At 59.7% G+C, this 12,172-nt stretch carries 9 protein-coding genes; 3 read left to right on the plus strand and 6 right to left on the minus strand.

The genetic code is table 11. The features are described from left to right. Positions 1–20: 20 nt before the first annotated feature. From ACP7B9_RS04830 to ACP7B9_RS04840, 3 genes are read right to left on the minus strand one after another with little or no spacing between them, the layout of a single operon-like run. Positions 21–926, minus strand: a complete 906-nt coding sequence (locus tag ACP7B9_RS04830; RefSeq protein ID WP_425861259.1) for a MaoC/PaaZ C-terminal domain-containing protein — start codon at positions 924–926, stop codon at positions 21–23. Further along, positions 923–2,272, minus strand: coding sequence for a 3-oxoacyl-ACP reductase (locus tag ACP7B9_RS04835; protein WP_425861261.1), 1,350 nt, complete (start codon positions 2,270–2,272; stop codon positions 923–925). Before ACP7B9_RS04835 ends, ACP7B9_RS04830 begins: the two co-directional genes overlap by 4 nt. A 20-nt stretch (positions 2,273–2,292) precedes the next feature. Next, positions 2,293–3,690, minus strand: coding sequence for an acetyl-CoA C-acetyltransferase (locus tag ACP7B9_RS04840; RefSeq protein WP_425861263.1), 1,398 nt, complete (start codon positions 3,688–3,690; stop codon positions 2,293–2,295). 71 nt (positions 3,691–3,761) lie between these two features. Here ACP7B9_RS04840 and ACP7B9_RS04845 point away from each other — a divergent pair, with 71 nt between their 5' ends. Continuing rightward, positions 3,762–4,511, plus strand: a complete 750-nt coding sequence (locus ACP7B9_RS04845; RefSeq protein ID WP_425861264.1) for a TetR/AcrR family transcriptional regulator — start codon at positions 3,762–3,764, stop codon at positions 4,509–4,511. Positions 4,512–4,513: 2 nt separating this feature from the next. Further along, on the plus strand, positions 4,514–6,589 hold the full coding sequence (locus tag ACP7B9_RS04850) for an acyl-CoA dehydrogenase (RefSeq protein ID WP_425861266.1): 2,076 nt from the start codon (positions 4,514–4,516) through the stop codon (positions 6,587–6,589). Positions 6,590–6,694: 105 nt separating this feature from the next. Here the strand turns inward: ACP7B9_RS04850 and ACP7B9_RS04855 are convergent, their stop codons facing one another. Together ACP7B9_RS04855 and ACP7B9_RS04860 are read right to left on the minus strand one after the other, a co-directional pair. Beyond that, positions 6,695–7,606, minus strand: coding sequence for a PKD domain-containing protein (locus tag ACP7B9_RS04855; RefSeq protein WP_425861268.1), 912 nt, complete (start codon positions 7,604–7,606; stop codon positions 6,695–6,697). Next, positions 7,603–8,343 carry a DUF6318 family protein gene (locus ACP7B9_RS04860; protein ID WP_425861270.1) on the minus strand — a complete coding sequence of 247 codons (741 nt, stop codon included), beginning with the start codon at positions 8,341–8,343 and terminating at the stop codon, positions 7,603–7,605. The genes ACP7B9_RS04855 and ACP7B9_RS04860 overlap by 4 nt, the downstream gene beginning before the upstream one ends. A gap of 338 nt (positions 8,344–8,681) precedes the next feature. On the opposite strand from ACP7B9_RS04860, the gene ACP7B9_RS04865 reads away from it, so the two are divergent. After that, positions 8,682–10,781 (plus strand): DUF222 domain-containing protein, encoded by a 2,100-nt coding sequence (locus ACP7B9_RS04865; RefSeq protein WP_425861272.1) that lies wholly within the window; start codon positions 8,682–8,684, stop codon positions 10,779–10,781. Between the two features lie 118 nt (positions 10,782–10,899). Here the strand turns inward: ACP7B9_RS04865 and glgA are convergent, their stop codons facing one another. Continuing rightward, positions 10,900–12,102 (minus strand): glycogen synthase, encoded by a 1,203-nt coding sequence (gene glgA / locus ACP7B9_RS04870; protein ID WP_425861274.1) that lies wholly within the window; start codon positions 12,100–12,102, stop codon positions 10,900–10,902. Positions 12,103–12,172: the final 70 nt, after the last annotated feature.

The raw sequence follows: 12,172 nt of genomic DNA on the forward strand, positions 1-12,172 counted from the left end.
TTCAGGAAATCCGTAGTGCGTCAGCCCGCGGTGACAGTCCCACTGAAGAACTTCCTGGCACTGCGCGCATTCCAGGCCGTGAACTCCGAACTCAGCCACACGCCGTCGTCCGTCCTGTGATCAACCACTTCCAAGGAAACCGTCGCCGGCAGGAAGACAGGAGAATCGAAGGAGATGTCCCACGTGAAGGCATCGGGCTTTGACTGCGGGACAGTAGCCAGAACTCGCGAAGCGGCATACATGCCGTGGGCAATGGAGCGGCGCATTCCCAGCGCCTTGGCGCTCAGAACGCTGAGGTGAATCGGGTTGAAGTCACCGGAAACGGCGGCATAGGCCCGTCCGGTATCAACACCTAGCTTCCACTGTGCGGTAGGTGTCGGGGGCACAAAATCAACCCTCGCCACTGGGGCCGTGGGCTTGTCCAAGCCGGGCAGGTAAACACCCTTGGCCAAGTAGCTCGAGACCCCACGCCACAGCAGTTCGGTGCCATCAGCATTGTGAATTTCCGCCACAATTTGGACCTGAGTACCACTCTTGTGCCCGGCGAGATCTCGAGCCCACGCCCGGATGATCAGCTCATCTGTGAAGAGCACCGGGGCGAAGTGCTCCACCTGGTTGCTCAGGTGGATCATGCCTAGCAGGGGTAGCGGAAAGTCGTCCTGCACCATAACGCTCATGGCGACGGGAAACGACAACGCATGCAGGTAGCCCGATGGCAGGACATCGCGGGCCGGCTCGCCCATCAGGTGTGCGAACTCGGTCACCTTGGCTAAGTCAGCCCGCACCCCGCGGACCTCCACGGCACGCGAAGGCAAAGCCACGACGGGTGAACTTCGAAGGAGTCTGCTCTTTGCTGCACTTGCTGCCGCATTGACGTAGAGCTTGGATAGTGACGGCATCTCCGTCAAGAGCGTGGATTCCGTCATTGCCCAACCAAGTTCTGCCCACAAACACGCAGGACGTTCGCAGTTACGCCCGCTGCCGCAGGTTGGGCAAAGAACGCAATCGCCTCGGCAACATCAATGGGCCGACCGCCCTGCTGGAGACTGTTGAGCCTGCGAGCAACTTCCCTGGTGGCAAAGGGAATCTTGGCGGTCATGTCCGTCTCGATGAAGCCAGGCGCGACGGCGTTCACCGTACCTCCGCGTTCGGCCAGCAAGGGTGCGGTGGATCGGACCATGCCCATGACGCCGGCCTTGGAAGCGGCGTAGTTGGTCTGGCCGCGATTGCCGGCAATGCCACTGGTGGAGGCCACGCTGATGATGCGGGGGTTCGTGGCAAAGTCAGGGCTGGCCAAGAAGGTTTCATTCATGCGCAGCTGGGAGGCGATGTTGACGGCGATCACCGAGTCCCACTTGGCGTTGTCCATATTGGCCAGCAGCTTATCGCGCGTGATGCCGGCGTTGTGGACAACAATATCCAGGCGGCCGTAACGCTGTACGGCATGGTCCAGGATCCGCTGGCCAGCGTCAGGGTTGGTGATGTCCAGCTGCAACGCCGTGCCACGAATTTCATTGGCAACGGCAGCAAGGTGGTCACCGGCCGCGGGAACGTCAACTGCTATGACTGTTGCACCGTCCCGGGCCAAGGTACGGGCAATGGCTGCGCCGATGCCTCGTGCCGCGCCTGTCACTACTGCGATGCTTCCCTTCAACGGCTTTTCCCAGTCTGGCTGGTCCTGGGAACCGGCGGACGATGCGGTCAGGAACTGACCGTCAACGAAGGCTGAGCGTCCGGACAGGAAGAACCTCAGTGCCGAAATAGCACTGGCAGCATTGGCGGCGAGACCGTTGGCTAGCAGGATGCCATTGGCTGTGGCGCCGGCCCGTAGCTCCTTGGCCAGGGACCGCACAATTCCGTCAATGCCGTTGCGGGCTGCAGCAACGGCCGGTGCATCGGAGGTGGCCGCGGGCCGCGAGATGGTGACAACCCGAGCATTCTTATTCAAGTCCCGTAGTGCAGCACCGACCGTAAGCATCGTTGCCGAGAGCTGCTCCGGGTGTTCCAGCTCGTCGAGCACCACCACGATGGCACCAAGCTTTTCTTTGGGCGTTGCATGCCGACGCACGTCCTGGTGCCAATCGAGCAGCACCTTTGCGACGCCGTCGGCCCCGGCGCCCTGGCCCAGCACGAGGACAGGACCTTCAAGCAATGGGGCCTTGGGACTGTAGCGTCGCAAGATCACGGGCTGAGGCAGGCCAAGGCGCTTAGCCAGATCCTTGCCGAAACCACGGCTGACGAATTCCGTGTACTTGTCTGCTTTCTCGCGCATGTTCGGGCTTGCCATCGAGACTACCGCCCTTCCATGATGATAACGACGCCCTGGCCGCCGGCTGCGCAGACCGAAATCAGGCCGCGAGCCGGACGTCCGTCAACTTCTCCACGTTCATGGAGCATCTTTGCCAGCGTGGCGACGAGCCGGCCACCAGTCGCGGCGAACGGATGGCCCGCAGCGAGCGAGGAGCCGTTGACGTTGAGCTTGCTGCGGTCGATGGAACCGAAGGCGCCGTCCAGACCTAAGCGAGTGGTGCCAAAGTCCTCATCTTCCCAGGCGGCGAGGGTGCTCAGAACAGTTCCAGCGAAGGCTTCGTGGATCTCAAAGTAGTCAATGTCATCCAGCGTCAGGCCATTGCGGGCCAGAATACGGGGCACCGCGAAGGCTGGTGCCATGAGCAGCCCGTCTTTGCCATGAACAAAGTCCACGGCCGCGGCTTCCCCGTCCAGAACGTCGGCAAGAATCGGCAGGTCCCGGGCCTCGGCCCATTCCTCGGAAGCAAGGAGGACAGCTGAAGCGCCGTCGGTCAAAGGTGTGGAATTTCCTGCGGTCATGGTGGCGTTTTCACCCAAGGACCGGCCAAAAGCGGGCTTGAGTGAGGCCAACTTTTCCAAGGTGGAGTCTGCCCGAAGGTTCGAATCACGGTTTAGCCCGCGGAACGGCGTGACAAGGTCGTCGAAGAAGTTCCGGTCATACGCCGCGGCGAGGTTCTTATGACTAGCCAGGGCAAGTTCATCTTGAGCCTCGCGGCTGATCTTCCACTGGGCAGTGGTCAGGGCTTGGTGTTCTCCCATGGACAGGCCCGTGCGCGGTTCACCCGTGGACGGCGCGTCCGGCGAGAGGTCCTTCGGGCGGATGCGGCTAATGATCTTGGCCTTCTGCCCCATGGTCTTGGCACGGTTCAGATCAAGGAGGATGGCGCGCAGGCCCTCGCTGACGGCAATGGGTGCATCGGATGCGGAGTCCACGCCACCAGCGATGGCGGAGTCAATCTGGCCAAGTTTAATCTTGTTGGAGAGCCCAATAACTGCTTCCATGCCCGTGGCACAAGCCTGCTGTTGGTCATAGGCCGGCGTGGTGGCGGCAAGTGCCGAGCCGAGAACCGCTTCACGTGTGAGGTTGAAGTCCCGGGAATGCTTGAGGACAGCACCGGCAGCAACTTCACCGATTTCCTCGTCCGCAAGACCAAAACGGGCTACCAGCCCATCCAATGCGGCAGTCAACATGTCCTGATTGGAGCAGTGTGCGTAGGCGCCACCGGATCGCGCAAAGGGGATGCGATTCCCACCAACAACCACCGCCCTGCGAACACCAGTGTTCCTTGGGGTAACTGCTTTAGATGATGAAACTGGCTGCGGTTGCGTACCGGACTGATCGATCGCAGTTTCGTTGCCTGATGTTGTGGGGGTGGTCATGAAGCTCTCTCCTTCGGGAACGCCTTGTGTTACTGATACTCAGCGTACCTGATACGCTGAGTATCGTGAACATGTTACAGCGAGAGCCGGCCGCGCCGACTCCTTCTTCTGCGCCCGGCCAGGCCGTCGATGCCGCTGGCGCCGGGCCTGCCATCGGCGAACAGCCTGACGGCGCAACCATAGACGGGCGTTCGGCGAGGTGGGAAACCCACCGCGAGGAACGGCGTCGTGCATTGATCAAGGCCGCGCGCCGAGCCATTCACCGACTCGGTCCGGACGCATCCATGGAAGATATTGCCACAACAGCGGGAACATCAAAGTCCGTTTTTTACCGCTATTTCGGCGACAAATCAGGACTCCGACAGGCTGTCGGCGCCGTAGTGATCAAGCAAATGCAGGACACCCTTGCGGCGGCCCGGCAAAAAGCAACCCAACCCCGGGAAGGCGTGACGGCGATGGTTGCCGCCTACCTTGAAATGGCCCAGACCTCGCCGAATGTGTACTTCTTCGCAACAATTCCGGCCGACGGCGAAGGCCGCCCGTCCGGGGAACTCAGCGGATTCTTCGATTCCGTGACCGCAATGATCACCGAGCCGCTGCGCCACCTTTTGGGCGATCCGGAATCAACGTTGCTGGGCTACTGGCCCACAGCCGCGATCGGTCTGGTCCGTACCACCGGTGAATTATGGCTACAGGCTCCGGTGGACACCGCTAAACCGGACTCCGCGGCGATGGCGCAACAGATTTCAGCATGGCTTTTCGACGGCGTGGGACAGGTGCTCTCCGCCTCCCCCACTACATCAACCACAGCAGAAGGATAATCATGACCAATGTACTGACACCGGTTTCTTCAGCAGCTGAGCACGACGGCGCCACTGTTGACGTCGCCGCACTTGGCGAAATCTTGCTGGGCAAATGGTCCCAGGTCCGTTTGGCAGCCCGTGAGCTTGCCGGACTGCCCGAACTCCACAAGGTTGAGGGGTTGAGCCACACCGAACACCGCCGTCGTGTGTTTGAACAGCTCGGCATCTTGGTCACGAAAAACGGCGTTCACCGAGCGTTTCCAAAACGCCTCGGCGGAAGTGACGACCACGGCGGCAACGTTGCCGGCTTTGAAGAACTGGTCCTCGCCGATCCGTCACTTCAGATCAAGGGCGGCGTTCAATGGGGCCTGTTCGGTTCCGCCGTTATGCATTTGGGTACCGAGGAACACCAGGACAAGTGGTTGCCTGGCATCATGAATCTGGATATTCCGGGTTGCTTCGCCATGACCGAAATTGGCCATGGCTCCGATGTCGCCTCAATCGCCACGACGGCCAGCTACGACGAGGCCACCCAGGAATTCGTCATCAACACCCCATTCCGTGCTGCATGGAAGGAATTCATCGGCAACGCCGCCGTTGACGGCCTGGCCGCTGTCGTCTTCGCCCAGCTCATCACCAAGGGCGTCAACCACGGTGTGCACGCGTTCTACGTTGAGTTGCGCGACCCGGAAACCAAAGAATTCCTCCCCGGTATCCAGGGCCTCGATGACAGCATCAAGGGTGGACTGAACGGTATCGACAACGGCCGTCTGGCCTTCGACAACGTGCGCATACCCCGCACAAACCTCCTCAACCGTTACGGCGACGTAGCCGCGGACGGTAGCTACAGTTCGACGATCTCCAGCCCCGGCCGGCGCTTCTTCACCATGCTGGGCACTCTGGTTCAGGGCCGGGTGTCCTTGAACGGTGCCGCCGTTGCGGCGTCGAAGGTCGCCTTGAAGATTGCCATTCAGTACGCCACCGAGCGTCGCCAGTTCAACGCGGCTTCGGACACCGAGGAAGTTGTGCTGTTGGATTACCAGCGACACCAGCGCCGCCTTCTCCCCCTGCTGGCCACGACTTACGCCGCCGCCTTCGCCCACGAAGAATTGCTCGTCAAGTTCGACGGCGTGTTCTCCGGCGCGCACGACACCGACGAGGACCGTCAGGATCTGGAAACCCTGGCGGCAGCGTTGAAGTCGTTGACCACGTGGCACGCTCTTGACACGCTTCAGGAATGCCGCGAGGCGTGTGGTGGATCCGGTTTCATGGTGGAAAACAGGTTCACTTCCCTCCGCGCCGATCTGGACGTTTACGCAACATTTGAGGGCGACAACACCGTCCTGTTGCAGCTGGTCGCCAAGCGCCTTTTGGCGGATTACAGCAAGGAATTCCGCAACCTCGATTTCGGTGTATTGGCCCGATTCGTGGTCGGACAGGCCGCCGATCTGACACTCAACAAAACCGGCCTGCGCCAGGTAGTCCAGTCCCTTGCCGACACCGGGTCTGCCCAAAAGTCCGCCAAGGCACTCAAGGATGAAGACACCCAGCGACAGATGTTGGCCGATCGCGTCCAGACCATGGTGGCAGAGATTGCCGGTGCACTGAAGGAAGCTGCCAAGGTACCCAAGGAACAAGGCGCCGCAATCTTCAACGACAACCAGAATGCCCTTATCGAGGCCGCTCGCGCCCATGCTGAACTTCTGCAGTGGGAGGCTTTCACGGCCGCTCTTGGCCGGATCGAGGATGCCGGTACCAAACGAGTCCTGACCAAACTTCGTGACGTATTCGGACTTGGCTTGATCGAAAAGCACCTGGATTGGTACTTGATGAACGGCCGCATCTCCATGCAGCGTGCGCGAACCCTTGCGCCGTACATCAACCGCCTGCTGGGCAAGCTGCGTCCCCACGCTCTGGACCTGGTTGACGCATTTGGCTACGGACCCGAGCACCTTCGCGCCACGATTGCATCCGGCATTGAGCGTGAGCGCCAAGACGAGGCCCGCGACTACTTCCGGAATCTTCGAGCCAGCTCTGCCGGCCCTATTGACGAGAAGATCCTGATTCAACGGGCCAAGGCTTCTTCGAAGAAGTAGCCTTCCCTAAGATTCGACGGCGGCACCCACTCGGGTGCCGCCGTTTTGCGTTACCGAGTCTTTGGGTTTCCGCCGCCGCTAACCGGCAGTTAGCAGCCGATGCCTTTAACAGCCGATGCCTTGGGGGTTTTGGAAGCAGTTGTCGGCGTAGAGGTTGGTTTCTGCGCGCCAGACGGTGAGGGCTAGTGGTGGTGAGGGGATGTTGCCTTGGCCGGGGATGGGGAGTGATGGTCCGTTGTTAACGGTGTAGCTGCCGTTGAAATGGGTGGTGAGGTTGATGGTGAGGTGGCCGGTTTCGGTGTAGATGTGGCTGGTTTGGGTTTGTTCGCCGATGCGGTCTTTGTGGAGGGGTGCGCCGTGGGTGGGGGTGGGTCCCCAGATGGTGCCGTCGCCGTAGTTCCAGGTGTAGGCGACGGGGGTGGCGGTGATGGTGACTTTTTGGCCGAGCATGGTGAGGTTGAAGGTTTGGGTGGTGGCTTCTGCCCAGACGTTGGTTTCCTTGCCGCGGAGGGTGTGGGGTCCTGGTTGGCTGCCGATGCTGGCTGCGACGACGGGGCTGCGTTGAAATTCGTGGGCTATTGATTCGGCGATTTCAGCGAGGATGTCACGTGGCTTCTCACCATGGATACACTCGGGACCAGAAAAGAAATTCCAAATCGGAGGGCTAAACAGTGTGTCACTGAAATACCAGTAGACCGCTGTCCCGGGTTCCCCGTTGGGACTACCGTCCCCTGTGGAGCAAGAAGGCATAACCTCAGAACATTCGCTGAAGATGACACTGTCGCCATCCGTACAAGCGAGTCTCATCTCGTACACTTTCGAATCGGCGGGACCCGCATCTGGCACAGGTGCCCACTCTTTAGAACCAGGAATTCGTTCGTAGCCATCAATATCCAGGTCCGCACCTGACCAGACCGGCGGGTCCGCAGCGGCGTAGGACGCCAGCGTCAGTAAAAGTACGAACACGAGGCCTAGGGTCAAATGGCTCCGACGTAGCAAACGGTGAGAGCGGTTCATGACCCCTTCTTCATGGGTTCAGCAGTTTGCGCCTTCCACCGATCATCCTTGAACGTGGCGACGACAATGTTGGTCTCGGCAATGCCTTGAGGGTGGGCAGTCGATAAGGTGCCGCCAGCCTTATAGTACGAAACCTGACTCTGACGAACCAGCAGAATAGCCTGATAGGTCCCAATCTGCGTCGGTTCGAATGTGGCCGTCGACTGGAGCACATTCATTTGACCACCGACTGTCCACCCTCCCTCTGAATACCAGGCTCCTAGGGAGTCGTTGACTTGTGAGCACGTGTCACAGCTCTGATCTGTAATGCTCATCATGGGCGCGGGGTCGCCTGTTTCGAAGACGTAACCCAAGGTGCTGTACCAGTATTCGGCGAAGGCGATGAGACCTTCCTTGCTGAATTCCTTGGCTTTCTCAGGCAACACAGGGACGGGGACATTCTCGGCCGGTCCGGCATCGGTAGCTGGTTTGTAGGCCGCGGCCGTTGTCGGCGCTGGAGCAGTGGTGGCAGGGGCTGTTGTCGTCACCGTTGCGCCGGATGGTGAAGCAGTGCCCGGGTTGTTGCCACCACCGGGTGTGGTGCAACCGGTGAGGGCGAGAAGCCCGGCAAATACCACCACCGTCCCGCTCGCCAGGATGCTGTGGTGACCGCGGCCGTCAGCTCGGCGGTACCGGCGCCTGCCGTAGTGCCAGTCCTGGTGACGTCGTTGCTGTGTGGTTGTGGCGTGACTATCCATGATCGCCGGCCCCCATAGGTGTGGCATGAGTAGCGGGCCTCATCATTGGGGCTCGCCGCGTGTGGCTTCCTTCCAAAATACACACCGTGAAGAGAACGTGCCAGAACTTATCCACAGCCCTACCAACCTGAGATCCGAATATGTCCATTCGGACCAGTAACACCGCACTGTGGTTTCCACCGGTCCTAGGCGTGATTGTCTTTGCCGCCGCCAGCCGTGTCTGGGGCGTATTTCGCCTTTTCGGGGTTGATTCCTCCACCGCCGGTTTTAGGCCGCGGTTCTGCACATTCGGGGTGGCAGCAAACATGAATGTCAGTGCCATGAATTAGAATATGTGTATGGATACAGCGGCAAGGGCGCCGGAACAATCGGTACCCGATTCACGGGATATACGGGTTGGTGAACACATTCACCAACTTCTCAACCTTGCCCACGCCCTCGTCCAAGCAACCACCACTACTGCTGTCTCCATCCCCACTTCGGCGGCTTCGGCGGAGGATGATTCACCGGCGTGGGCCGCTTCTGCCACCAATGCTGCGAACTTTGTAGGTGGTACCGCGGGCTTTGTCGCCCCGACGGAGATAGGCTCCCCAACGCCGTATCGGGCGCCCTTTGGTATGGACATGGGCGGGTTGACCGATCAGGAATGTGTGGGCTGGGCCCAAGATTTGGAACACTTAGCCCGGTTCCAACAAGGCCTCGCTATTCAAGTTGCCGCAGAGATAGCTCAACGCACCACTGCCGGCCGTTACACGGCCATGGGCGTGCGAGGCCCGATCGATATGCTCGCCCAGGCCCTAATGATCGGTGCCGGTGAAGCCTCTCGCCGCATCACGCTGGCCGACACACTCCTGCCCACCATGGATGCCATCACCGGGCTCCCAATACCGGCCTCGCAAGCGGTTCTGGGAGAAGCGTTCTTCTCGGGCCGGATCGGACAAGAACAAGCCCTCATCGTGTCAAAATTCATCACCGATGCTTCCCGTCTTGCCCACGACGGGCGGATCAGCCCAGATACCTACACCGACGTACAAACCACCCTGGTTACATCAGGACAGGAAGAGGGACCAGACTTCCTACGCCGAATCGGTACCCGAGTCATGAGTTTGCTCGATCCCGATGGTCAAAAACCGGGCCCCTCCGAACTACGAGCCAAACAAGGCATCGTCTTCCGCAAAGCCCGGCGCGGACTCGTCGGATTCGATGGCTACCTCACCCTAGAACAACACGAAATCATCTTGACTATCATCGGCAGATTCGCAAACCCCAACCACCACAAAAACATCAACCCAGACAACTCCACCACCGACAGCACCGACCGGGCCGACAGAGACAACCTCGGAAGCGCCAGTCGGGACACGGTGGAGGACGATAGCCGCAATGAGACATCAGAACAGGCGAACTTGGCCCATCAGTTCAGCGAGTTCGCTAACATCTTCACCACCAACCCCACACCGCCTGCTCAACCCCCGCAAGAAGATCCGCCTATTCCACCACCCCATGAACCACTCGGCAATTCGCCAGACGTCTCGGGGCCGGCCGGGTCCGGGTGGGAGTCGATCTGGGAGGATAGCGGACCCCTGATTCCACCCAACACCGACAGCACCAGCACCAGCACCAGCGAGAACCCTGGCGGTACTGGAAATGCAAGCAATGCCCTCTTCGGTGCTGGCACGACCGAGGATGCCTCGTCGACGACAGCTGAGGTGGGGGCTCCCTGCCCCGGTTCCGGTTCTGGTCCTGGTTTTGATTCTGGATTCGGAGAAATGCTGGCAGGACTGGACCCGATCGACCCCGACAGCACAGACCCGGTCGTCGCCGATGATCGCACCTACGCACAAAAACTCCTCGACGGAATCCTAGACTGCCTCAAACTCGCCGCCCGCACCAACACCCTCCCGCTCAATGGAGGATTGAAAGCGCAACTAATCATCGTCACTCGCCAAGAAGACCTCGACCGCACCGATCACCAAGGCCTAGCATTCACCGTTCACAACGGCCCCGTGCCCCTGACCTTGTTCGAAGAATCCCTCTGCGATCCAGAAATCAGCCGAATCACCGTCGGAGAAGGCCAGAACATCCTCAATGCAGGACGAGCCGAGAGACTCTTCACCCCTGCCCAACGCAAAATCCTCCTCGCCCGCGACCTCGGTTGTTGCTTCCCGGAGTGCACGGCAAACGCCCTCTGGTGCGAAGCCCACCACATCACTCCCTGGCAGGAAGGCGGCGAAACCAACATCAACAACGCCGCCCTACTCTGCTCACGCCACCACAGCCTCGTTCACCACAGCGACTGGACCCTGGAACTCATTGACGGCACCCCGTACTTCACCGCTCCCTACCTCAAAGACCCGGCCCAAACGCCACGCCGCAACACCTACCACCACGGCCTACCCAAAATCATCCATCCGACCCGACGTATCCAAGGCTGGAATTAAAAACAACGGGCCCCAATCCAAAGACCGGAGCCCGCTGTCCAACTAGCTATATTGTTCGGCCTACGTCAATATGACGCCTAAAAGTCACATTTCAGAAATGAACTTCATGTAAACAATATTAATCTTGGGGAAGTACGCTTTTGTAAACTTCCAGTGTTTGATCAACAATGGATTCCCAAGAAAAATGATCCGCGGCTCGTTGTCGACCCTTTTCACCCATGGACCGGGCGCGGGCCGGGTCATTTACAACCTCGATCATTGCCGCGGCAAAGTCAGCAACGAACTTATCCGGGTCAAGAGGAGTCCCTGTCCCATCGGCGACCTGCTCAAGAGGTACCAGCAACCCCGTCTCACCGTGGGCAACAACTTCAGGAATGCCGCCAGTAGCGCTGGCAACAACAGCGGCTCCACACGCCATCGCTTCCAGATTGACGATACCCAGCGGTTCGTAAATCGAAGGGCAGGCAAACACGGTGGCGTGGCTAAGAACCTGGATCAGTTCCGCCCGCGGCAGCATACGTTCGATGACGACAACACCATCACGTTGTGCCTTGAGGCCCTCAATCAGTGCATTAACTTCCGCACCCAAGGCTGGGGTGTCAGCCGCGCCGGCGCAAAGCACCAACTGGACCTCCGGGGGCAGAGCCGCGGCAGCCTTCAAAAGGTACGGCACACCCTTTTGACGAGTCACGCGACCTACCCAAACCACGCTGGGACGGTCGGGATCGATGCCAAGGGCACGGACGGCGTCGTCCTTCTCATCCCTTTGCCATGCGGCAACATCGATGCCGTTGTGAATGACCTTGACCTTTTCAGGGTCCACATCCGGGTAACTACGCAGGATGTCTTGACGCATTCCATCGGACACGGCAATGATGGCCGCCGCACCCTCATAGGCGGTCTTCTCCACCCATGAAGAAACGGCGTAACCGCCACCTAGCTGCTCAGCCTTCCACGGGCGCAGCGGCTCCAAGCTATGGGCGCTGAGTACGTGGGGAATACCGTGCAACAAGGCTGCGATATGGCCAGCCATGTTCGCATACCAAGTATGGGAATGCACCAAGCTGGAGCCTGCGATCGCGGGAACAATCTGAAGATCAACACCAAGAGTTTGCACAGCAGCGTTGGCGTCTCCCAGTTCAGGGAGGTTCCCATACGAACTCACCGTAGCTCCATGGAAGTCCTTTTCACGGGGGTTGCCAAAGGCATGAACCCGTAAATCGACCTTCTCTGCGAGGACACGGCTGAGCTCGGCAACATGCACACCGGCGCCTCCATAAATCTCGGGCGGAAATTCCTTCGTCACAATATCTATACGCACACTCTCAAGGTAGTCTGTCCGGACGAAATAGTTCTAGTGTGAAGTTGTTGTGACCCGCACATGGCGCAAC

The sequence above is a fragment of the Arthrobacter sp. TWP1-1 genome (assembly GCF_049897845.1).
GTDB lineage: Bacteria > Actinomycetota > Actinomycetes > Actinomycetales > Micrococcaceae > Specibacter.

What these genes read in the sequence shown, in the direction of transcription:
- ACP7B9_RS04830 (WP_425861259.1), bottom strand. Translation starts at nt 926, where the DNA reads ATGACGGAATCCACGCTCTTGACGGAGATGCCGTCACTATCCAAGCTC.
- ACP7B9_RS04835 (WP_425861261.1), bottom strand. Translation starts at nt 2,272, where the DNA reads ATGCGCGAGAAAGCAGACAAGTACACGGAATTCGTCAGCCGTGGTTTC.
- ACP7B9_RS04840 (WP_425861263.1), bottom strand. Translation starts at nt 3,690, where the DNA reads ATGACCACCCCCACAACATCAGGCAACGAAACTGCGATCGATCAGTCC.
- ACP7B9_RS04845 (WP_425861264.1), top strand. Translation starts at nt 3,762, where the DNA reads ATGTTACAGCGAGAGCCGGCCGCGCCGACTCCTTCTTCTGCGCCCGGC.
- ACP7B9_RS04850 (WP_425861266.1), top strand. Translation starts at nt 4,514, where the DNA reads ATGACCAATGTACTGACACCGGTTTCTTCAGCAGCTGAGCACGACGGC.
- ACP7B9_RS04855 (WP_425861268.1), bottom strand. Translation starts at nt 7,606, where the DNA reads ATGAACCGCTCTCACCGTTTGCTACGTCGGAGCCATTTGACCCTAGGC.
- ACP7B9_RS04860 (WP_425861270.1), bottom strand. Translation starts at nt 8,343, where the DNA reads ATGGATAGTCACGCCACAACCACACAGCAACGACGTCACCAGGACTGG.
- ACP7B9_RS04865 (WP_425861272.1), top strand. Translation starts at nt 8,682, where the DNA reads ATGGATACAGCGGCAAGGGCGCCGGAACAATCGGTACCCGATTCACGG.